The organism is Pilimelia columellifera subsp. columellifera (assembly GCF_039532605.1).
Taxonomy (GTDB): Bacteria; Actinomycetota; Actinomycetes; order Mycobacteriales; family Micromonosporaceae; genus Pilimelia; species Pilimelia columellifera.
The window spans coordinates 8,182-32,252 of sequence record NZ_BAAARY010000012.1 but is presented as its reverse complement, the minus strand read 5'-3'; the positions used below and the strand labels follow the sequence as shown (position 1 = coordinate 32,252).

Here is a 24,071-nt window from a genome sequence, read left to right as displayed (position 1 = left end):
CGGTGGCGCTACAGTGCCCCGACTGCGTCGAAAGGTCTCTATGCCCGGCCTTGTCCTGTCACGACGTCGCCTGCTGCACGCCGGCGCCGGTCTCGCTCTCACCGGCGCCGGTCTGCTCGGCGGCGCCGGCTGCGCACGCCAGCAGCTCGCCGCGGCGATGCCCGAGGACACCCCGCCGCAGCGCGGGGGCCGGCTGCGGGCGGCTTTCATCGGTGGCACCACCGAGACCGCCAACGTCCTGTTCGCCGTGATGACCGCTGTCGACTACGTCCGGGCGCGGGCGGTGTTCGACACCCTCGGCGAGCTTGACGACGACGGTAAGCCGGTGTGGCGCCTCGCCGAGTCGGTCGAGGGGGACGCCACCGGGTCCCGTTGGACCATCCGCCTACGCTCCGGACCCACCTTCACCAACAACCGTCCGGTCACCGCCGCCGACGTGCTGTTCAGCATCCGCGCCTACCTCGAACACAAAGCCCCACAGTCCGCCCTGCTCGCCGATGTGGACCTCGCCGCCAGTCGCGCCGCCGACCCGCGCACCGCCACTGTGGTGCTCCGACGGCCGAACGCCTTCTTCGACCTGACCCTCACCCAGTCGCTGTTCATCGTCCCGGCTGGCGCCACCGACTTCGCCAACGCCGTCGGCAGCGGACCGTTCACGATCACCAGCCACCAGCCCGGCAAGCCGGCCCTGCTGGCCGCCAACCGCAGCTACTGGGACGCCGACTCCGGCGGCCCGTACCTCGACGAGCTGGAACTCATCCCGATCCCCGACGCCACCGCCCGGGTCAACGCCCTCAAAGCCGGACAGATCGACTACGCCGCCAGCGTGCCGCTGCCCGCCGCCCGCGCCGAGGCGGCCAACCAGGCCCTACGGGTGCTCACGCCGCCGAAGTCGGCGTGGGCGAGCCTCGGCGTCGCGTTCCACCGAGCGAAGCCGCCATTCACCGACGCCCGCGTCGTGGAAGCGATGCGGTACGCCGTCGACCGCGACGCGATGGTCCGCACCGTCACCCTCGGCATGGGCGAAACGGCCCAGGACCGCCATGGCGCCCACTATCCCTACTACGCCACCGACCTCCCGACCCGCGGCCACGACCCCGAACGGGCCAGGAGCCTGCTGGCCGCCGCCGGCGCCAGCGGCCTCAGCTTCACCCTCCGGACCAGCGACTACGAGTACGGCATGGTCGAGGCCGCCCTCACTCTCGCCGACCAGGCCCGCGCCGCCGGAGTGAGCATCCGCCTGGACAAGGTGCCCGCCAACGACTACTTCCGCGACCCGGCCGCCTACCTCCAGACACCCGCGCAGTCGCTCAACAACCACCCGAAGCCACTGCCGTTGGAGGTGCTGTACTACTACGGCGCCGGCGCGCTCGCCGGGTTCACCGGCATGACCGGACCGACGATCGACCCGCTCGTGCAGGCCGTGCGCGGCGCGACCACCGAAGACAAACGGCGCACCGCCCTGGGCGACATCCAGCGCTTCCTGCACGACAACGGCGGAGACCTCATCTACGCCCGGGCGCCGATCGTCGCTTTGGCCGGCGCCCGGGTACGTGGCGTGCAGGCGCGCGGCTACGCCGCCTGGCCGAGCTTCCGAGACGCGTTCCTCGCCTGATGGATGACCTGGCGCCGGCCCGACCGCCGCGTGCGGCGTCCGCCGGGCGGCTGGCGGCCGGGCGGCTGCTCAGGGCGCTCGCCGTTCTTCTCGTCGTTACTGTCGGCGTCTTCACCGCGACGGCGCTCGCCGCAGGCGACGCGGCATCGGCCCGGCTCGGTCCGGTGGCCGACCCGGCCGCGGTGGCGGCGCTGCGTGCCGAACTGGGCCTGGACCAGCCGCCGGTCGACCGTTACCTGGGCTGGCTCGCCGGCGCCGCCCGCGGGGACCTCGGCGCCTCGCTGATCTCCGGCCGCCCGGTGTCCGCTCTGATCGCCGACCGGCTGGGCAATTCGGTGATCCTTGCCGCCGTGGCCGCCATCGTCCTCACCCCGCTCGCGCTGCTGCTCGGCGCCTGGGCGGGCCTGCGTCCCCGGCGCCGCCCGGACCGGGTGGTGGGCGCCGCCAGCGTCGTGCTGCTGGCGCTGCCCGAGTTCGTGGTCGGGGTGGCCCTGATCAGCGTCTTCGCCGTGGGTCTGGGCTGGCTGCCGGCGGTGTCCTATCTGCCCGAGGGCAGCAGCCCGCTGCTCCAGCCGTCCGTGCTGGTGCTGCCGGTGGCCGCCTTGACACTGGCCAGCCTGGCGCCGACGGTACGGCTCGTCCGCGCGGGCGTGTCGGTGGCCAGCGCCGCCGACGCCGCCGCCTCCGCCCGGCTGAACGGGGTGCCGGAGGCGCGCGTGGTCCGCTGCTACGTCCTCCCCGCGGCGCTGCCGACAGCGCTGCCGATGCTCGCGCGCACGCTGACCTACCTGCTCGGCGGGGCGTTAGTCGTGGAGACCCTGTTCGGCTACCCGGGGCTGGCCTCGGCGATGGTGGAGGCGGTGAACCACCGTGACGTGCCGGTGGTTCAGGCGCTGGCGCTGCTCGCGGCGGCGGCGACCGTGGCGGTCAACCTCTGCGCCGACCTGGTCGCCCGCACGCTCGACCCGCCGGAGTTGGCCCGGTGACGCCGTCCGCCGTCCGCCGGGCGTGGGTGTGGGCGCCCGCGGCGCTGCTGGTGGTGGCCGCGCTCGCCGGTCCCGCCCTCGCCCCGGGCTCGTTCGCCGCGCCGGTGGACCTTCCCTACGGACCCGCCGGCCCGGGCCGGCCGCTGGGCGCCGACTACGCCGGGATGGACGTGTTCAGCCGCACGGTCGCCGGGGGGCAGCGACTGCTGCTCACCGCCGCCCTGGCCACGGTCGTGTCCTACGCGGTCGGCGCCGCGCTGGGCCTGCTGGCCGCCTACCGCCCCGGCGGGATCGACACGACCATCGGCGGAGTCGCCGATGTCCTGCTGGCCCTGCCGGCGTTCGTCCTGCTGGCCGTAGTGGTCGTGGCCATGGGGCCGGGCGTGCTGGGAGTCGCGGCGGCTACGGTCGGCATCCTGCTGCCGGACGTGATCCGGACCGTGCGGGCGGTCGCCCGCTCCGCGTTGGCCCGCGACCACGTCGAGGTGGCCGTGCTACGCGGCGAGAAGGGTCTGGCGGTGCTCGGGCGGGAGGTGCTGCCGTACCTGGCCCGCCCGCTGGCCGCCGACGTGCCGATCCGGTTCACCGCAGCGGTCTACGCCGGCGCCACCGCCGCCTTCCTGGGCTTCGGGGCGCCGCCGCCCACCCCCGACTGGGGGCTGATGGTCTTCGAGAACCGGGCCGGGCTGGGCATCCAGCCGGCAGCGGTGCTGGCGCCCGCGGCGTGCCTGTTCTCTCTGCTTCTGGCGCTGAGTTGGGCGGCCGGGCAGGTCAGCGACCGCGACGTGGCCCCGCACGCCGGAGCGCCGCGCGACGGGCGACCCGTCGTGCCGGCGCCGACAACTGACGACGCGGACGGGTCCGGCGCACCGCGCCCGTTGGCCGCGGTGCGGGGGCTGGAGCTGCGGGACCGGTCGGGACAGACAGTGATCCGCGGGGCGAACCTGACGCTGTGGCCGGGGCGGGTGGTCGCGCTGGTCGGCCCGTCGGGCTGCGGCAAGACGAGCCTTGCGTTGGCGCTGCTCGGCTCGGTCCGGCCGGGCATGGTGTGGGCCGGCGGTGTCGCCCACCTCGCCGGCGAGCCGACCGGCCCGGCCGTGCCCCGACGCCGCCTCCGGCGACTCCGGGCGCGCGCCGTGGGCTACGTCGCCCAGGACCCCCGGACCGGGCTGCCACCGCACCGGTCATTGCGGCGACTCATCGGCGACGTCCTCGCCACCCGCGGGGCGCCCCGCCCGCAACGGGCGGCGCAGACTGTCGCGGCGTTACGTCGGGCTGGCCTGGACGGGTCGTTCGTCGACCGCCGGCCCCACACGCTCTCGGGCGGCCAAGCACAGCGGGCGGCGGTAGCGGTGGCGGTAGCCGGACGACCGCCGATCCTGGTGCTGGACGAGCCGACCAGCGGGCTCGACCCCGCCACCACGACCGCCGTCCTCGACGAAGTCGTACGCGGCGCTCGGCGTGACGGCGCCGCGGTGCTGCTCATCTCACACGACGACGCCGCGGTGACCCGCTACGCCGACGAGGTCGTCCGGCTGGATCCGGCCGGCGTGGCGTCGCGGCCACCGGCGCTGAGCGTGGCGCCGAGGCCGCGAACCGAGCCGGGGCCGGACCTGCCGTCGACCGTGGACGGCGCCCCGCCGGCCCTGCGGGTCCGGAACCTGACCGTCGGCCGGTCGGGCGTCGGCACGCTGTTCGACGGGCTCAGTCTCAGCGTGCCGGTGGGCGGCGTCGTGACGGTCGTCGGTCCGTCCGGATGTGGCAAGTCCACCCTGCTGCGCACAGTCGCCGGGCTGGTCGAGCCCGCCGCCGGCGAAATGCTCTTCGACGGCGACCCGCTGCCCTACCCGCTGGCAAGCCGGCCCAGAGCGCTCCGGCGGCGCATCCAGCTCGTCGCCCAGAACCCGTACGCTTCCCTCAACCCGCACCACCGCGTCGGGGCGATCATCGCCCGGCCGCTACGCCAGTTCCGGACCGTGCCGCCGGCCGCGCTGGCCGACGAGGTGGACTCGCTGCTCGCCCTGGTGTCCCTGGATCCCGACCTCGCCCACCGGCTCCCCGCTGCCCTCTCCGGCGGGCAGCGCCAGCGGGTCGCCATCGCCCGGGCGCTCGCCTGCCGACCGCGCCTGCTGCTGTGCGACGAGGTGACCAGCGCCCTGGACGCGGAGACCGCCGCGGCGGTGGTCGACACCCTGGACGCGGTCCGCCGCGTTTCTGGCACAGCGCTGGTCGTGGTCACCCACGATCCCGCCGTCGTAGCCCGTCTGCCCGGCTCACCCCTCACCCTGCCCGCGACCAGCGATCGGAGCGCTCGCCATGTCTGACTTCGCCACCTCGCCCTCGACCGCGGCCGTGCCCCTGGACGTCGCGGCCGGGATGCTGGCCCAGCATCCGGCGGTCGCCGCCGCCCACGCCGTCGGCGACCGGCTGTTCGCCCAGCCAGCGGCCGCGACGCTGCCGGCCGACCGCGCCACGCGGGAGGTCGCGCACGCTGCCGGTCTCGCGGCGCTGGGGGCCGTCGACTGGACTGCCGTCGCCGACCGGGTGGCCGCCCTGGACGCGGCCGCGCACGCCGCGATGGGCGCGACACTGGCGCGGGCGGGCCTGTTCGTTACGGCCGGCACAGCGCATTCCGTCGCTGAAGTGCTGACCGCCCTGGCCGTGGCGCCCCGGCACCGGCGGGTGGCACGGCGCTGGCTGCGCGAACTGGCACGGGTCGGCGTCCTCACCGCTGTCGGCGAGGCCAGCTACCGGGCCGAGCGCCCCTGCGCCGACGGAGATCTCGACGCCCGCCTCGCCCGGCTGGGCGCCGCGACGGCCGGGCTGGGGCACGGGGAGCAGATGGGGCAGTTCCTCGCCCGCTGCGCCCGCAGCCTGCCGCAGCTGCTACGCGACGAGGTGACGGTTCAGCAGCTGATGTTCCCCGACGGTCGCACCGACACGGCCGACAGCACCTACCGGGAGAACCTGGCCAGTCGCTATGTCAACGGCGTCGCCGCGGCGGCGCTGCGCCACGTCGCCGCCTGGCACACCCGGGACGCGCCGCTGCGGGTGCTGGAGATCGGCGCGGGCGTCGGCGGCACCAGCGCTGTGGTGATACCGGCGCTTGCCGACTCGACGGTTCCGGTCGACTACCAGTTCACCGATGTGTCGCCGTTCTTCCTCAACATCGGACGCGAGATGTTCGGCGACCGGCCGTGGGTTCGGTACGGCAGGTGCGATGTCAACAGCGACCTGACGGCGCAGGGTTACCCGGACGGAAGCGTCGATGTCGTGCTGGCGGCCAACGTGCTGCACAACGCGGTCGACACCGGGGCGCTGATGGCGGCGCTGTACCGGCTTCTCACGCCGGGCGGTTGGTTGGTGTTCATCGACACCAGTCGGGAGCACCCGCAGATCATGACCTCGACCGAGTTCCTCATGTCGCCGCCGGCAGCCGACCCGGACGCCCGGTTCACCGACGGGCGCGCCGAGCGTGACCAGATCTTCCCGACGGTGACGCAGTGGCGTGCGGCGGCGATTGCGGCTGGGTTCGATTCCATCTGGGCGCTGCCCGACCGCGAACACCCGGTCGCCGCGCTCGGCCAATATGTGCACGCCGCCCGTACCCGGCTGCGCCCCGACCCCGCCGGCCTCCGCCGCTACCTCGCCGGCCGGCTGCCCGACCCGCCCCAGATCACTGTGGCGCCGGGGCTGCCGGATCCGCGGTGACGGCGCGCAGTTGCCACCCTGCCGCTTCGGCAAGCTGGGCGCAGAAACCCGCGTAGCGGCCGCCGGCGGCCAGCAGGGCGTCGTGGGCGCCCCGCTCCACGATCCGGCCGGCGTCGAGGAACAGGATCTGGTCGGCGTTGCGGATCGTTTCGAGCCGGTGCGCGATGACCACCACGGTCCGGCCGGCGGTGAACCGCTCGACCGCCGCTGTCACCGCGGCCTCGTTCTCGGCGTCGAGGGCGGCGGTGGCCTCGTCCAGCACCACGATCGGGGAGTCGGCCAGCAGGGCCCGGGCCAGCGACACCCGCTGACGTTCGCCGCCCGAGAGCAGCGCCCCGCCCGGGCCGACCGGCGTGTCGAAACCCTGCGGCAACCGCCGGGCGATCTCGTCGACGCGGGCGTCGGCCGCGGCGGCGCGCACTGCGGGCGCCTCGGCATCCGGGCGGCCGACGGCGATGTTGTCCCACAGGGTGCCCTCGAACAGGTACACGTCCTGGAAGACCAGCGACAGCCGGGCCATCAGCTCCGGGGTGGGCACCTCCCGCAGATCGGCGCCGCCGATACGGACTGTGCCGGCGTCCGGGTCGTGGAAACGGGCGATCAACGCGGCGACGGTGCTCTTGCCGGCGCCGGAGGGGCCGACGAGCGCCGTGCGCCCCCCGGCCGGAATGGTGAAGGACACCCCGTCCAGCGCCCGGGTCTCGCCGAAGATCATCCGCACATCGGTGAAGACGATGTCGTCGCCATGGATGCGTTGTGGCCGTCGGGGCGCCGGCAGCGCTGGCGTGGCAAGCAGCGCGGCGACCCGGTCCAGGGCGTTGCCGGCCATCCGGACGGCCGCGCCGAGCTGCGCCGCCACCAGCATCGGCTCGGTGCAGCGCGCGGCCAGGACCAGCGCCGCCAACGCCGTCCCGGCGTCCAGCCGACCGCCCAGGCCGAGCACCGTGGCGACGACCAGAACCGCGGTGAGCGCCGCCTGGACGGCGACGGCGAACCCCGCGACTGCCGGCAGCGCCCGACGGGCCATCGCCCGCCCGGCGGCGCGCTGCTCGCTCAGAGCGACCTCCAGCGAGGCCAGCCCGTCGTCGGAACGGCCGGCGGCGCGCAGCGCCGGCAGCACGGTGGCGAACTCCACGACCCGGGCCGCCGACTCGGCCGCCGCCGCGGCGGCGGCCCGCTCGGTCCGCCGTACCACCGCGCCGGTCCACCAGTAGGACGCGACGATCACCGGAGCGACGGCGACAGCGGCGACACCGAGCCGCCAGTCCAGCAGGCACAGGACGACCGCGACGGCGGCGGGGGTGACGAACGCGGTGAGCACCGGGCCGAGCAGGTGGCCCGGTGCGCTCATGATCGTCATGATGTCGCGGGTGGCCAGCTGGGCCAGCTCGCCGCTACGGCGGGGGGTGAACCAGCCCAGCGGCAGTCCGCTGACCTGGTTGCCCATCCGGTGCAGCAGCGTGCGGGCGAGCGCGTAGCCGGTCCGGCGGCCGTAGACGGTGGCCGCGACGTGCGCCAACGCGTACGCAGCGGCTGCCCCGGCCAGCCACCCCAGCGGCGCCCAGGCCGCGGCGGGGCGTCCGGCGAGCAGTTCCCGCAGGACGGGCACCGCCAGGGCGTACGCCGCGCCCTGAGCCAGCGCCGAGATGACGGTCAGCGCCACGCCGACCCGCAGCCGCCGGCGGTCCGCCCGCGGTAGCGCGGCCAGCAGGCGACGGATCACCGGGCCGCTCCGATGGCGAGCCGACCGGCGGGGTGCTGCGCCCGCCAGAGCGCGGCGTACGGACCATCCGCGACGAGCAGGTCGGCGTGCCGGCCGCGCTCGGCGATACGGCCGTCGGCCAGGACGACGATCTGGTCGGCGCGGGTGACGGTGCGCAGCCGGTGTGCGACCACCAGAACGGTCCGCCCGCCGACGAGGGCCCCGACCGCGTGTTGGACGGCGGTCTCGGCGTCCGGGTCGATGTGGGCGGTCGCCTCGTCCAGCACCAGGATGGGCGGGTCGGCAAGGAGCACCCGGGCGATGCCGATCCGCTGCGCTTCTCCGCCGGAGAGGGAGACGCCCTCCCCGAGCGTCGTGTCGTAGCCGGCCGGCAGGGCGGTGATGCGGTCGTGGATCGCCGCCGCCCGGGCCGCCGCGACCACCGCCGCGTCGTCGGCGTCGGGTCGGGCCAGGCGGATGTTGTCCCGGACGGTGGCGCGCAGCAGGTGGGTCTGCTGGAGCACGAAACCGACCCGTCGGTACAGCTCGGCGCTCGGCAACTCGCGGACGTCGTATCCGTCGACCAGCACCTGCCCGGCGTCAGGATCGTGGAAGCGGGCCACCAGGGCCGCCAGTGTGCTCTTGCCGCTGCCGGACCGACCGACCAGGGCGGTCAGGGCGCCGGGCGCGAGTTCCAGGTCGATGCCGTCGAGGGCGTCGCGGAGACCGTCGTAGGAGAAGGACACGCCTCGCAGCTCCACCGCGGGGGCCCGGCCGGGTGGCGGCGGCGCCGACGCCGATACCGGCATTGGCGGCTGGGCGTGCAGCTCGGCCAGTTGCTGGGCGGCGCAGCGCGCGGCCCGAATCTCCTCCCTGCCGTACCCGAGCGCCAGCAGCGGCGCCGTCAGACCCGGGCCGAGCAGCGCGAACGCCATCAGCTCCACGCCGTCGACGCGGCCGGCGGCCAGTAGCGCCGTCCCGGCCGTGAGGACGACCAGCAGCAGCACCGGCGCGGAGAGCACCGCCTCCGCTACGGCTGCCGGGCGGGTCACCTGCCGCGCCCAGTCTCGGACGAAGGCGGCGTAGCCGTCGGCGGCCCGCCGGAACGCCTGCGGGGCCTGGCCGACCGTGCCGAAGGTCTTGACCACGGCGATGCCGTGGACGAACTCGACGGTGGCGGCGTTGAGCTGGGCTGTGGCTGTCTGGAACTGCGGCATCCGGGCGGCGGCCAGGCTCGTCGCCCGCCGGTGCAGCCACAGGCCCGCGGCGAGCGGCAGGGCCAGCGCGGCCGCCAGCTCCGGGCTGGTCGTCAGCAGGTAACAGCCGGCGACCAGCGGCGCGGTGGCGGCGGTCACCAGGTCAAGGCTGGCGTGGGCGACCGCGTGGTGCAACGCGCCCACGTCGTCGATCACCGCCTTCTTCACCCGGCCGGCGCCCTGACCGGTCAGCCAACCCAACGGCAACTGGCCCAGGCGCCGGGCGAGGTCACGGCGCAGTCCCCATTGGAGGTCGCCGTCGGCGTGGTGGGCCAGCGCGGTGGCGGCGGCGCCGGCGGCCACCCGGACGGCGAGGCCGGCGACGGCCACCACGACGGCGTACGCCCCGTGTCGGCTGTCGCGGGCCCCGAGGATGGCGGCGGCCAGCTCGACCGCGGCGATGAGCGGCACGACCGAGGCGACGGCGGCGACGAACTGGAACACCAACGCAGCCACCAGTCGCACCCGTACCGGGCGCGCGACGGCCCAGAGGCTGATGCCCACGTGACCACCTCGTCTCTTCTGGCCAACTCAGCTGGTGAATCGGGCGAGCGTAGCGCACTGTTGACTTTGATTTCCAATATAGGCAGACTCCGGACTCTCCACATTGTCAAGCTTTGATATGTCGACTCTCCCCTGCCAGCGGAGGACCTCATGCCTACCGACCGAGACACCGCCGGCGCGGTGGTGCGCGACGCCATCGCCCGTCAGCTCGCCGGCACGACCGGGGACATCACCCTCGACACCCCGCTGGCCGCGCTCGGGCTGGAGTCCCTCACCGCCGTCCGGCTACGCCGCGACCTCGCCGAGCGCACCGGCGTCACGCTGCCGCTCACCGCGCTGCTCGGGCACCGCACCGTCGGCGACCTGGTGGCCGCCCTCGCCGATCCCACCGCCGACAACGCCGCCCCCGCCACCGCGCCGGCGGCGGGGCCCGGCGCGGATCCGGTCGGCCCGGGCGAACCCGACTGCGCGCCACTGACCCCGGTCCAGGCCGCCTACTGGGCGGGCCGGGAAGCTGGACTGCCGCTGGGCGGCGTCGCGACGTTCTGGTACCACGAGTACGACCGGCGCCCCGCCGACCCCGAAACCGACCTCGCGGCGCTGGAGGAGGCGTGGAATCGACTCGTCCAGCGGCATCCGATGCTGCGCGCCACCGTCGGCCGGGACGGCCGCCAGCGGGTAGCCGCCCGAGTGCCCCGGTGGCGCATCGGGCGCACCGACCTGCGCCATGCCACACCCGAGGAGGCGGCCGCCGCACTGGCGGAGCTGCGTCAGCAGCGCTCGCACCAGCTCCTGCCGACCGACCAGTGGCCGCTGTTCGACCTGCACGCCGCACTGTGCCCCGACGGCCGTACCCGGCTCTTCGTCGGATTCGACGTGCTGATCCTGGACTTCGCCAGCTGGCGGCTGCTGCTACGGCAGTGGGGCCAGCTGGTCGCCGCGCCGGAGACCGACCTGCCCGCCGCTCCGCTGACCTTCCTGGACGTGGTCCGTCGGCGGGCAGCCGATCCGGCCGAGCGCGCCCGCCACGACCGGGATCTGGCGTGGTGGCGCGGGCAGGGGCCGTTGCTGCCGCCAGCGCCGGACCTGCCGTACGCCGCGCTGCCGGAGACGCTCACCGGCGCGCGCTTCGCCCGGCACAGCCGCCGGCTCGACGCCGCCGCGTGGGCGCGACTGCGGGCCACGGCGAACCGGCACGGCATCTCCACCACCGCCACCCTGCTCGCGGCGCTGGGGCTGGCGCTGGCGCGATGGGGCGCCGATGGCCCGTTCACTCTCAACACCACCGTCTACGACCGCCCCGACGTGCCCGGGGCGGACGACATCGTCGGCGACTTCACCAGCACCGCCCTGGTGGGGCTGCCCGCGGCTGAGCCGGGCGCTCCCTTCGCCGACTACGCCACTGACGTCAACGCCCGGTTCTGGGCGGCCCTGGACCACACCGGCGTGACCGGCGTGGAGGTCCTGCGCGACCTGCCCGCCACCGCCGGGGCCGGCTTTCCCGTCGTGTTCACCTCCGGCGTGGGACTGCCGACCGACGGTGCGGAGTGGCTCGGCGAGGAGGTGTACGGCGTCTCCCAGACACCGCAGGTGGCGCTGGACCACCTCGTCTGGGAAGAGGGCGGCGAACTCCGCATCTGCTGGGACGCGGTGGTGCGCGCCTTTCCCGAGGGGTACGTCGACGGCCTAGCCGACGCCCACCACCGACTGCTCACCGCGCTCGCCGCCACCGACGCGCCGTGGCGGGCGCCGGACCTGGGCTGGGACCCCACCTTCCAGCCACGACAGTCGCCCGAGCCAACCCCCTATCCGCACGCCGGACCGCTGCTGCACGACCCGGCGCGTGCGGTGGCCGCCCGGGCCCCGCACGCGCCGGCGGTGCTCGGCGGAGGGCCGCCATGGAGCCACGCTGACCTCGCCGGCCGCGCCGGCGCCGTCGCGGCCGCGCTGCGCGCCGCGGGGGTGGCGGCCGCGGAGCCGGTGCTCGTCGCTCTGCCCAAATGCCCGGACCAGATCGCGGCAGTGCTCGGCGTGCTCGACGCGGGGGCGGCGTACGTTCCGGTGGATCCGGCCTGGCCGGCGGCGCGGATCGAGGCGGTCTGCCGACGGGCCGGAATCCGACGGGCCGTCATCGACCCGGACGCGCCGGCCGTGCTTCCGCCGGGGCTGACCACCGTGACAGTGGGCGAGCACGCCGCCGTCGAGCTGGCGGCCTCCGTGGGTGATCCGACCCAACGCGCCTACGCGATCTTCACCTCCGGCTCGACCGGCGTGCCCAAGGGCGTGGCCGTCAGCCATGGCGCCGCCCGCGCCACCATCGACGACATCACCACGCGGCACCGGGTCGGACCGGGCGACCGGGTGCTGGGGCTGTCGGCGCTGAGCTTCGACCTGTCGGTATACGACATCTTCGGCGTGCTCGGCGCCGGCGGCGCGCTGGTCCTGCCGGATCCGGCGCGCCAGCGCGACCCCCAGCACTGGTGCCAGCTGGTCGCGCAGCACGGAGTCACCGTCTGGAACACCGCTCCGGCGCTGCTGGAGATGCTGGTGGAGTACGCCGAAGGTGATCCGGCCGCCGCTGCGGCGCTGCGCGGCCTGCGCCTCGTGCTGCTCTCCGGCGACTGGATCCCGGTGGCGATGCCCGACCGGATCCGCGCGCTGGCTCCCGGCGCCGAGGTGGTCAGCCTCGGCGGGGCCACCGAGGCCGCGATCTGGTCGATCACCTACCCGATCGGCGAGGTCGACCCTCGCTGGTCGAGCATCCCGTACGGCCGGCCGCTGCGCGGGCAGTTCTTCTACATCCTGGACCCGGCGGGCGCGCCGTGCCCGGTGGGCCGGACGGGTGAGCTGTTCATCGCCGGTGACGGCCTCGCCGACGGGTACCTGGGCGACGCCGAGCAGACCGCCGCCCGGTTCGCCGTCCACCCGGTGCTCGGCGAGCGCCTGTACCACACCGGCGACCTGGGTCGGTGGCGCGTGGACGGCAACATCGAGTTCCTGGGTCGGACCGACCGGCAGGTCAAGGTGCGCGGGCACCGGATCGAGCTCGGTGACGTGGAGGCCGCGCTGGTCCGGCACCCGGCCGTCCGGCAGGCCGTCGCCTCCGCGCTCCCCGGCCCGGACGGGCGGCCCCGGCTGGTGGCCCACGTCTCGTTGCACGGTGCGCTGCCCGACGCCGAGCGGACTCTCGCCCGGGACCTGGCGCAGCAGCTGCCCGACTACCTGGTGCCGAGCCGGTTCGTGCTGCTCAAGGCGCTGCCCGTCACGGACAACGGCAAGATCGACCACCGGGCGCTACCCGACCCGTTCGGCGCGACTGCGCCCAACGGGTCGGCGCCGTCCCCGGGCGGATCAGTCCCGGGCGACTCGGTTCCGGCCGTCCAGGCGGAGCTCAGGCCCGCGGCGCCAAACTCGGTGGCGGCCGGCTCGGTGGCGGCCGGCTCGGCGGCGCCCGGCGTCCGTGGGGCGATGGAGGCGGCGCTGCTCGACATGCTCGGCACGGCTGACTTCGGCCTCGCGCTGATTCCGGCCGGCGCGACCTCCCTGGAGGTCGTCCGGCTGGCCAATCTGATCGAGGACCTCACCGGTCAGCGGCCGGCCTTCGCTGATCTCACCGCCGCGCCGAGCATCACCGCGCTGCTCGACAGCGTCGCGCCAGCAGGCCGCCCCAGCACAGTGGACGGCGCGCCCCGGCCGGCTGAAACGCCGGCAGCCACCCGCCCGGCTATGCCGCCCGACGACAGAGTCGGGCTGCCGCTGCCGCCCGACGGGCTGCACCTGACGTTGCGCCTCGGCGCGGATCCGGACCGGTCGCTGCCGGATGCGTTGCGCGCCGCCGGGGACTGGCTCGACGCCGTCAGCGAACAGGCCAGGCGCGCCGGGCTGCCTCCGCCGCAGGCCAGGATCGCCGACGGCCCCGCCCTCGTCGAGATGCGGCTCGATGGGCGGCCCCGAACCCCCGCGGTCACCCCCACCGCCTCCTTCCCGCTGACCGAGATGCAGCTGGCGTATCTGGTCGGACGGGCCGACCACTGGCTCGGCGACCCGGTCGCTCCGCACTACTACACCGAGGTCGAACGCGACGACCTCGACATCGACCGGCTGCGCCAGGCCCTGGCCACGGTGGTCGCCCGGCATCCGATGCTGCGCGCGGTCGTGACCGCCGACACCCGTCAGCAGGTGCAGGCGGCCGGCGGCGGAGAGCTGACCGTGATCGACCTGTCGGGGCGCCAGCCGGCGGAGCAGTCAGCACAGCTGGAGGGCCTCCGCCGGGAACGTTCACACCGGATCGTCGACCCCACCGGCGAGGCCACCCTGCACGTGGCCGCGACCCGGTTGGGATCCCGACGGTGGCGCATCCACCTCGGACTGGACCTGATCTTCTGTGACGCCCGCAGCGCCGCCATCCTCGCCGACGAACTGATCCGCGCCTACGACGACCCGGCGACCCTGCCGCCCGGCCCCGCCGCCACCTTCGCCGACTGGACCGCCACCGTGGCGGCGACGGCCGCCGACCCCCGCCGGCAGGCTGCCGAAGTCTACTGGCGCGACCGCGCCGGCAGCCTTCCTGACGGCCCTCGGCTGCCGATCCGACCGCCGGGCCGCGGCCGGGTCCGGTTCAACCGGCGCCGTACCGTTTTGACCCCCGGTCAATGGTCCGCGCTGCGCGGCAACGCCGCCGCCCACGGGGCGACGCCAGCGGCGGCGCTGCTGACCGCGTTCGCGGACGTGCTGCGCGCCGGCACCGGTCAGCCGGCCGGGACCGTGGTGGTGACCACATTCGACCGTCCGCCCGGCCATGCCGGCGTCGTCGGCGACTACACCTCCACCGCGCTCGTCGACGTCGACGGCGACGACCCGCTGCTCGCCGACCGGGCCCGCGCGCTGGGCGACCGGCTCCTGCGCGACCTGGAGCACACGACTGGACCGCACGGTGTGCACGGCAACGAGGTGCTGCGGCAGCTGACCGCGCACCGGGGTCGGCAGGTCGTGTTGCCGGTGGTCTTCTCCAGCGGCCTGGGTAGCACCGTGGACGGCGGCGGCGCGGCGGTCGACGCCTCGCAGCTGCTGGCCGGGTTCGGCGAGACGGTCTACGCGATCAGCCAGACACCGCACGTGGTGCTCGACTGCCAGGTGTTCGAGGCGGGCGGGGAACTTCGGGTCAACTGGGACGCGGTGGAGGCCGCCTTCCCGGCCGGCTACCTCGACGGCCTGTTCACCGCCTACCGCGAGCTGCTCCTCACCCTCACCGAACCGGCGTCCTGGCCGCAGGCCGACCCGGCGTCGCTGGCGAGCCGCGACCTGGCCGCGGCGAACGAGAACGGACCGGCTGACGGGCCTCCGAACCGGCCGGTCATGACCCCCGACAGTCGCGGGGCCGCCGGGTCACCGCCACGGGGCGCTCCCCCGGCGGCCGCACGGGCCATCTGGGAGGAACGGATCACTACCACGCTGGCGGACCTGCTGAACGTGCCGGCGATGAGCCTCGACCCGGCCCGCTCGTTCTTCGAGTGCGGCGCCACCTCCCTCACCCTCGTCACCCTGCACCAGCGGCTGCGGGCCGCAGCCCCCCGACTGTCGGTCCTCGATCTGTTCGCCCACCCGAGCATCCGCGCCGCCGCCGCTCACCTCGCCACGGCCGAAAGGCCCGCCCCACCACCTGCCTCCGTCGCAGAGCCTGCCCCGTTCGCACCACCTGCCCCCGCACCGGCGCCTGTCCCCGCCTTGCCGTCTGCCCCCGCCCCGCCATCTGTGTCGGACGACCCGCTGCACGCTGCCCGCAGCCGGGGACAGCGCCGTCGTCTGATCGCCGAAAGGACGTCCCGATGACCGAGATCGCCGTGGTGGGCCTCGCCTGCCGCTACCCCGGCGCCCCCGATGCGGACGCCTTCTGGCGGCTCCTGCGCGACGGCCGCGAAGGGCTGACCCGATTCACCGACGCCGAGCTCGCCGACCGCGGCGTGCCGGCGACGCTGCGGCGGAACCGGTCCTACGTGCCCGTCGGCGGCCTGATCGCGGGCCAGGAGGAGTTCGACCCCGACCCGTTCGGCATCAGTGAAACCGAGGCGCCGTTGCTCGACCCGCAGGTGCGGGTGTTCCTCGAATGCGCCTGGCACGCGTTGGAGCACGCCGGACACGCCGGCGGGGAGACCGCGGGCAGCGTCGGCGTGTACGCCGGCGCGGCCCTGTCCGGCTATCTGGCCACGAACCTCGCCCACCGGTTCGACCCGCTCGGCGGGGCTGACCCGGCCGGCAGCCTCGCCTTACACACCGGCAACGTCGCCGACTACCTTCCCCTGCACGTCGCCTACCGCCTGGGGCTGACCGGCCCCACCGTGTCCGTCGGCGCGACCTGCGCCACGTCGCTGGTCGCGGTCCACCTCGCGGTCCAGGCGCTGGCCGGCGGGGAGTGCGACACCGCGCTCGCCGGCGGGGTGTCGCTGCGGGTGCCCCAGGGGCGCGGCTACCTGGCCGTCCCCGACGGGCCGTTCTCCACGGACGGACGCACCCGTTCGTACGCCGCCGGCGCCACCGGGACCGTCTTCACCCAGGGCGCGGGTGTCGTGGTGCTGCGCCGGCTCGCCGACGCGCTGGCTGACGGCGACCACATCCACGCTGTCATCCTCGGATCGGCGGTCGGCAACGACGGGCCGGCCCGTGCGGGCTTCGCCGCCCCGTCCGCGACCGGCCAGGCACGGGTCATCGCCGAGGCGCTCGCGGTCGCCGACACCTCCCCCGCCCAGATCTCCTACGTGGAGGGCCACGGCACCGGGACGGTGCTGGGCGACCCGATCGAGGTGCGGGCGCTGCGGGAGGTGTTCGGCCCGGCGGTCGCGCCATGGTGCGGGTTGGGTTCGGTGAAGGGCAATATCGGGCACGCCGACTCCGCCGCCGGCGTGGGCGGACTGATCAAGGCGGTGCTCGCCCTGCGCGAGGGCCTGCTGCCGGCCAGCCTGCACGCCGACGATCCCAACCCCGCGCTGGAACTGCCTGGATCGGCGTTCGAGCTGGTCACCGAGGCGCGCGCCTGGTCCGGCGACGACCGACGGGCCGGCGTCAGCTCGTTCGGCATCGGTGGCGTCGACTGCCATGTGGTGCTGGCCGCCGCCCCGACCGCGGCCCCAGCCCCACCGGACGACCGTCCACAGCTGCTGCTGGTGTCGGCGGCCACGCCGGCCGCTGGGAAGGCGACCGCCGCCGCGCTCGCCGACCACCTCGCTCAGCCCGCCGCGGCCGGCTCGGCCGGCGAACCGGTCCAGCTGGCCGAGGTGGCGCATACCCTGGCGGTGGGGCGGGCGATGCTGCCGCACCGGATCGCCGTCGCCGCCCCGCCGGCGGAGGCGGCAGCCGCGCTGGCCGCTGCCTCGACTACCACGATGACCACGCCGGCCCGGCTGGTGTGCGCGTTCTCCGGGGGCGGGTCGCAGTTCGCCGGGGTCGGACGGCTGCTCTACGCGCAGGAGCCGGTGTTCGCCGCTACCGTCGACGAGCTGGCTGAGGCGTTCGGCCCTCGCCTCGGGGTGGATCTGCGGGCTGACGTGCGGGCCGCTGGCGACGACCCGGCGGCGGTGGCGCGGGCCCGCGACCCGAAGACCGGACTGCCGCTGCTGTTCACCGTCAGCGTGGCCACTTGGGCGCTGCTGCGGCACTGGGGGGTGCGCCCCGACGTGGTCCTCGGCCACAGCGTCGGCGAGTACGCCGCCGCGGTCGCCGCCGGCGCGCTGGATCTCAGCGACGCCGCCGCCCTGGTGGCGGAGCGGTCCCTGCTCATGGCCGGCCTGCCGGCAGGCTCGATGCTCGCGGTGCCGCTGCCCGAGGAGCAGGTCATCGACCTGCTCGGCCGCTATCCCACGCTGGACATCGCCGCGGTCAACGCCACCGATGCCTGCGCCGTGGCCGGTCCGGCGGACGCCGTGCGCGCGCTGCGTGACGAGCTGACCGGCCGCGGGCTCGACGCCCGCCTCGTCGGGGTGGACGTCGCCGCCCATTCGCGTCTGGTGGAGCCGGCGATGCCGGCCCTTGCCCGCGCCGCCGCCGGCCTGTCCCCCAAGCCTGCCGAGACGCCGCTGGTCACCACCATCACCGGTCAGTTCGCCGATCCGGCGGACCTGGCCGACCCGCAGCGTTGGGTGCGGCACCTGCGCGCCCCGGTGCGCTTCGGCGCCGCCCTGGACACCGCCGTCGGCGACGGCCCCGCGCTGGTAGTCCAGGTCGGGCCCGGCGCGTTGGTCGCCTCCCTCGCGGCCCGTCGGGGCCGGTCGGCCGTGCCGGCGGCGCTCACCACCCTGGGACGCGCCGACGACGAGCCGGCCGGGCGTGCCGAACTGCTGGGCGTGCTGGGACAGCTGTGGCAGCACGGTGTGCCGATCGACCACGCCGCGACCCTCGCCGTCCCCCGTCGCCGGACACCGCTGCCGGGGTACGCGTTCAGTCGCCGCCGCTTCTGGGTCGACCCGCAGCCTCGTGTCACCGGCCACCGTGCTCCGGGCGAGGCCGCCGGCGAGCCGTCCGCGGCCGCGCCGCTGCAACTGCCCACCTGGCGTCAGCTGCCCCCGCTGCCGTCGGCCAGGTTGGCCGGGCAGCGGTGGCTGGTCGTCGGACCCCAGCCGTACGCCGCGCAGTTGGAAGCCGCGCTGCGGGTGGCCGGCGCGGAACCGGCGACCCAGCTCGACGCCGACACCACCGGCGTGCTCAGCCTTATCGGGCTGGACGGCGGGCCGGCCGACGAACGGGTCCGCCGCGCGGTGGACGCCTACGGTGAACTGGCGCAGGCCAGCGCCGGAGCCGACGAACCGCTGGCCCTGGTGCAGGTCACCGTGGACGCCGAAGCTGTCGACGGCGCCGAGACGGTGGACCCGGTGGCCGCCGCGGTGCGCGGCCTGCCGCGCGTGCTCGGTCAGGAGCTGCCCCGTCTGAGGTGGCGCTGCCTGGACCTACGCTCCGTCGACGCCGCCGCGGTGCTCGCCGAGGCCGCCGACCTGGCCGCCTCCCCTCAGCGGCGTTGCTGGGAGGTCGCCGGCCGGGCGGGCCGCCGTTGGCTGCGCGAGTGGCAGTCCTGGCAGCCGGATGCGGCGCCGGAGCTGCCGGCCGCGCCGGTGGCGCTCATCACCGGCGGTCTGGGCAGCGTGGGACTGGCCGTGGCCGAAGCCTGGTGCGGCGCGCACGACGCGACCGTCGTCCTGCTCGGTCGCACCGACCTGGCCGCCGCGCCGGCGCCCCGGCAGGAGGCGGTCGCGCGACTGCGCGCCGCCGGCGCCCGGGTCGAGACGCACGCCTGCGACGTCACCGACACAGCGGCGCTGGCCGCCGCGATCGCCGGGATCGTCGCCGCCCACGGCAGGCTAGACCTGGTGATCCACGCGCCGGTGGTGGTGGCCCTGGCCGGCCTGGCCGAGCGGGACGACGCCACCACCGCGGCGGTGCTGGCCCCGAAGGTTAAGGGGGTGTTGGCGCTGCGGGCGGCGCTGCGCCAGACCGGGCAACGCCCGACGGTGCTGTTGGCGTCGTCGGCCGCGGGCACGATCGGCGGCTTCGGCCTGGGCGCCTACGTGGCGGCCAGCCGATTCCTCGACGCCATGGCCGCCGCCGAGCCCGGATGGACCGCGATCGACTTCGACCGGTGGCGATTCGGCACCGCCGCCGAGGCGGAGTCCGCCGCCGAGATCACGATGCGGCACGCGCTGGACGCCGCCGACGCCCTGACCGCTCTGACCACCGTCGCCGCGCTGGGCCGCGCCGGGCGGGCGCCCGACCAGGTCGCGGCGTCACCCGCGGCGCTGAACGAACGCGCCACCGCGCTGCCCGCCCGCACGGTCAGCGGCCCGGTCACCGGCGGCGCGGCGCTGACCACGGCCGCGCAGCGCCTGATCGCGCAGGTGTGGTCCGAGGCGCTGGGCCGGACCGTCGACTCCGCCGACGACGACTTCTTCGCCCTCGGCGGCCACTCCCTGCTGGCCACGCGGGTGCTGGCGACGCTACGCGACGCACACGGCGTCCAGCTGCGGCTACGCGACCTGCTCACCTGTCCGACGGTGGCGGCGCTGGCCGCCCTGCTCCCGCAGCGCCTCGACAGCGCCGCGCAGCCGGCGCCAACGGCCACACCGGAAACCGCGCCGGCGCTGGACGCCGACGCGCGCCCGGCGGCGACGGCGCCGTTCCCCCTGACCAGGGTCCAGCACGCGTACCGGGTGGGGCGCTCCGACGACTACGCGCTGGGCTCCGTCGGCTGCCACTTCTACCTGGAACACGAATGCGCCGAGCTGGACGTGCCGCGCTACGAACGGGTCTGGAACGCCGTCATCGCGAGGCACCCGATGCTGCGCGCCGTCGTCACCGCCGACGGGCAGAACCTGGTGCTGCCGACCATGCCCCGCTACCGGGTCCCGGTCACCGACCTGCGCGGACACGAGCCCGACCAGGCGTCCGCGGAGCTGAACGCATGCCGGGAACGGCTGTCGCACCGGGTGGCCGACCCGACCCGCTGGCCACTCATCGTCAGCGAGGTCGTGCACCTGCCCGACGGAACGTCGCGGCTGCTGCTGTCGGTCGACGTCCTGGTGTGCGACTCGGCCAGCTACCTGATCCTGGACCGCGAGCTGTGCGCGCTGTACCGCGACCCTGACGTGCTGCTGCCCCCGATCGGCGTCGACTTCGCCGACTGCGTCGCCGCCCTGGAGCAGCGCCGCACGACTGAGGGGTACGCGCAGGCCCGCCGTTACTGGACCGCGCGGGAGCTGCCGCCGGCCCCGCCGCTGCCAGTCCACGACACCAACGACGGGCCGCCGCGCTTCCGGCGCCTCGCTGGTGAGCTGCCCGCCGAAGCCTGGCAACGGCTGTGCCAGCGGGCCACCGACGTGGGCGCGACGCCCACCGCGGCCCTGCTGGCGGCCTACGCGACCGCGTTGGCCCGCTGGTCCGGCAGCGACCACTTCAGCCTGACCCTGACCGTCTTCGACCGCCCCGCCATCCACCCGGACGTGGACAACGTCGTCGGCGAGTTCTCCTCCCTGCTGCTGCACGAGGTCGACCACCGGCGGCCGGCCACCTTCGCCGACCGGGTCCGCCACGCCCAGCGTCTTCTCTTCGACGACCTGGACCACCGCGAGTACGGCGGCCTGGAGCTGCTGGCCGAGCTGGCCCGCCACGGCGGCCACCAGGGCAACGTCCCGGTGGTGTTCACCGGGATGCTCGGCATCGCACGGTCCGCCGACGGCATCGAACACGACCACGAGTGGCTGGGCCCGGTGGTCCACGGCGTCAGCCAGACCCCCCAGGTGTGGCTGGACCACCAGGTCTTCACCCGCCGTGGGGCGCTGGCGCTCCAGTGGGACGTCAATACCGCGGCCCTCGACCCCGCCGACGCCGCGACCGCGTTCGCCGACTACGTCGACCTCCTCACCGAGCTGTCCGCGCCGGAGCACACATGGGACGGCCCGGCCGCCCCGCGGCCAGCCGCGACGGCGGCCCCCGCCACCCGCGACCCCCTGCGCGGCATCTGGGCTGACCTGCTCGGCCGCGACGACATCGCGGACGATGCCACGTTCGTCAGCCTCGGCGGAGACTCGCTGCTAGCCGTCCGGATGACCGCCCTCGTCCGCCAGCGTCTCGGCGTGGAGCTGTCCCTGCCCGAGATCCGTTCCGAGTCCACGCTCACCGAGCTGGCCGTGCTCCTGGACGGCCGTGCCGGCGGCGCCGGTCCGGTGGCCGCCGGGCTACGGCTGCGACGCCGGCCCGACCCGGAGGCGCCCTTCCCACTGCTGCCGTTGCAGCAGGCGTACTTCGTCGGGCAGCAGGGCGGCTGGGAGCTGTCCTACGACTCCGCCCACTACTACACCGACGTCGCGCTCTCCGGCGTCGACGCCGACCGGGCGCCGGGCGCCCTGACCGACGCGGTCGGGCGGATGATGGCCCACCAGCCGATGCTGCGCGCCCGGGTGCTGCCCGACGGCTCCCAGCGGATCCTGTCGCTGGACGACCCCGCCGCCACCACGGCCCCGGTGAGCGTGGTCGACCTACGCGACGCCGCCGACGACGACGTGCGGGACGGGCTGGCCGCGGTCCGGGAGCGGATGGGGGCAACCGGGCCGGACCCCCAGCACGGGCCCGGGTTCGCGATCGGCCTCACCCTGCTGCCCGGTGGGGCCGGCCGGCTGCATGTGGCCTTCAGCCTGCTCACCGCGGACGGCTGGTCCGCGCAGATCTTCGCCCGGGAGCTGCTCGCGTACCTGGCCGACCCCAACGCGGTACACGCCCCGCTCCTGATCGACTTCGGCGACTACGTCACCACGGTCACCGAGGCCGCGGACCGACCGGAGTGGCGGGCCGACCGCCAGTGGTGGACCGACCGGCTCGCCGACCTGCCCGCCGCCCCGGCCCTGCCGTTGGCCGCCGAACCTGCCTCGGTGACCGTCCACGCCATGGGCGGCCGGGAGGCGCGCCTGCCGGCCGCCAGCTGGGCGCGGCTGCGCGCACAGTGCGCGACACACGGGGTGACGCCGTCGGCGGCGCTCGCGGCCGGCTATGCCGTCGCGGTGGCCGGCCTGGCCGGGCACCGCCGGTTCCTGATGAACACCTTGCAGTTCAGCCGACACCCGCTGCATCCCGATGTGGACCGGATGATCGGCGCCTTCTCCGCCACCGCCCTGGTGCCGGTGGAGCTGCGGCCGGGCTGGGACTTCGCCGCCGCGGCGCGGGCGGTGCAGGAGCAGATCACCGAGTCGCTGGCCCACCAGCTGACCACCGGCGTGGAGGTGTCGCGGGAGCTGGCCCGGCTGCGTGGCAGCCACCGGCCCGTCGCCCCAGTGGTGTTCCAGAGCACCCTTGGCCTCAACGCCGCCCTGGGCGGGGCGCTGGACAGTGGCGCCGGCCCGCTCGGCCGGGTTGACGAACGGGATCACACCCAGTTCATCCGAACCCCACAGGTGCTGCTGGAGCTGCGGCTGTACGAGGTCGGCGAGGAACTGGTGCTCTCGCTCGCCAGCGTGGACGAGGTGTTCGCCGCCGGGGACCTCGACCGGCTGTTCGCCGGGCTGACCACCCATGCCCACGCCCTCGCCGACCCGGCCGCCTGGTCGGCGGCGCTGCCGCTGCCAGATGCCGACGACCCACCGGCGACCCTCGCAGCGGGCCGCGACTCCGCCCACGAGGCGGGCCCCCCTCGGCCCGGTCTCGAACAGGAGATCGCCGACCTGTGGCGCCCGCTGCTAGGCGTGCCGCCGACCGACCGGGCAGCGGACTTCTTCGCCCTGGGCGGAGACTCGCTGAGCGCCCTACGGATGCTCCGCCGGGTCGCCGCCGACCGCGCGGTGGCCGTGCCGCCGGCGCGGTTCCTGGCCGACCCGACAATCGCCGGGTTGGCCGCCGCCCTGACCGCGTCACCGTCGCCGTCCACACCCGATCCGCAGACCCGGGCAGCGCAGCCGCAGGGGCGCTCCGAGGTGGCCAGACGCCTGCTGGCTACGCCGCGGATCGTCGACGACATCGTCGTGCCGCTACGTGACGGCGCCGGGGCGCCCTTGGTTCTGCTCCACCCGTCCGGTGGGGATGTGCGCTGCTACGCCGAGCTGGCCCGGTCACTGGTGACCGAGCGGCCGGTGCTGGCCCTGACGGACCCGGAGCTGGCCGGCCACCGGGCGCCCGACGGCATCGACGCGCTGACAGAGCTGTACGGCCACGCTGTGCGCCGGCACGCCGGTGACGGGCCGTATCTGCTCGGCGGCTGGTCGATGGGCGGCACTGTCGCCCACCACCTGGCCGGCGCGCTGCGCCGCGACGGCGCGTCGGTCGACCTGGTCGTCATGATCGACGCCAACAGTCCGGAACGGATCATCGCGCTGGAGGGCCTGGACCAGCCACGCACCGAGGCGGAGCTGCACCTACGCTACCTGCGGTCCATCGAGGCCTTCCTGGAGCTTGGCCTGCCCGACGATCTGGACACCGCGGGCCTCACCCAGGCCCTGACCGAGGCCGGTCTGATGCACCCCAACGATGGCAGACGGCAGCGGTTGGCGGCGTTCAGTCGGCACCTGCGTGACCTGGCCGACCACCACGCCGTCGCCCTGGACGACAGCGTTCCGGTTGTGCTGCTGCGCGCCGATGACCCATCCCCACGGAACGCCCGGATCGGCATGGGCGTGGACGATGCCTACGACGAGCCCGACCTCGGGTGGGGGCCGTACTGTCCGCGGTTGCGCGTCCACCGGGCGCCCGGCCACCACTACTCGATTATCCATTCACCGGAGCTGGCCCCGCTGGTCTCCGCCGCCCTCCCCAACGGAGCGTGACCCGTGCCACCCCAC

The 24,071-nt window shown here is 75.3% G+C and carries 8 protein-coding genes; 6 read left to right on the top strand and 2 right to left on the bottom strand.

What is annotated here, in order from left to right; genetic code table 11:
• Positions 1 to 40: 40 nt before the first annotated feature.
• From ABD287_RS13200 to ABD287_RS13185, 4 genes are read left to right on the top strand one after another with little or no spacing between them, the layout of a single operon-like run.
• Entirely contained in the window at positions 41 to 1,615 is a 1,575-nt protein-coding gene (locus ABD287_RS13200; protein WP_344172775.1) for an ABC transporter substrate-binding protein, read from the top strand.
• Complete coding sequence (locus ABD287_RS13195; RefSeq protein ID WP_344172773.1) at positions 1,615 to 2,601, top strand: ABC transporter permease; 987 nt, start codon at positions 1,615 to 1,617, stop codon at positions 2,599 to 2,601. The genes ABD287_RS13200 and ABD287_RS13195 overlap by 1 nt, the downstream gene beginning before the upstream one ends.
• The gene (locus tag ABD287_RS13190; protein ID WP_344172771.1) at positions 2,598 to 4,925 is read left to right on the top strand and encodes an ABC transporter ATP-binding protein/permease; all 2,328 of its coding nucleotides are present in this window, start codon (positions 2,598 to 2,600) and stop codon (positions 4,923 to 4,925) included. Before ABD287_RS13195 ends, ABD287_RS13190 begins: the two co-directional genes overlap by 4 nt.
• Positions 4,918 to 6,312 carry a class I SAM-dependent methyltransferase gene (locus ABD287_RS13185; RefSeq protein WP_344172769.1) on the top strand — a complete coding sequence of 465 codons (1,395 nt, stop codon included), beginning with the start codon at positions 4,918 to 4,920 and terminating at the stop codon, positions 6,310 to 6,312. The genes ABD287_RS13190 and ABD287_RS13185 overlap by 8 nt, the downstream gene beginning before the upstream one ends.
• On the opposite strand, the gene ABD287_RS13180 is transcribed toward ABD287_RS13185, so the two are convergent.
• Positions 6,278 to 8,035, bottom strand: a complete 1,758-nt coding sequence (locus tag ABD287_RS13180) for an ABC transporter ATP-binding protein (RefSeq protein WP_344172767.1) — start codon at positions 8,033 to 8,035, stop codon at positions 6,278 to 6,280. The genes ABD287_RS13185 and ABD287_RS13180 overlap by 35 nt on opposite strands.
• Complete coding sequence (locus tag ABD287_RS13175) at positions 8,032 to 9,774, bottom strand: ABC transporter ATP-binding protein (protein ID WP_344172764.1); 1,743 nt, start codon at positions 9,772 to 9,774, stop codon at positions 8,032 to 8,034. The genes ABD287_RS13180 and ABD287_RS13175 overlap by 4 nt, the downstream gene beginning before the upstream one ends.
• Before the next feature lie 150 nt (positions 9,775 to 9,924).
• Between ABD287_RS13175 and ABD287_RS13170 the strand changes: the two genes are divergently transcribed.
• Complete coding sequence (locus ABD287_RS13170) at positions 9,925 to 15,603, top strand: amino acid adenylation domain-containing protein (RefSeq protein ID WP_344172762.1); 5,679 nt, start codon at positions 9,925 to 9,927, stop codon at positions 15,601 to 15,603.
• The gene (locus ABD287_RS13165; RefSeq protein WP_344172760.1) at positions 15,600 to 24,056 is read left to right on the top strand and encodes an SDR family NAD(P)-dependent oxidoreductase; all 8,457 of its coding nucleotides are present in this window, start codon (positions 15,600 to 15,602) and stop codon (positions 24,054 to 24,056) included. The genes ABD287_RS13170 and ABD287_RS13165 overlap by 4 nt, the downstream gene beginning before the upstream one ends.
• Positions 24,057 to 24,071 lie beyond the last annotated feature (15 nt).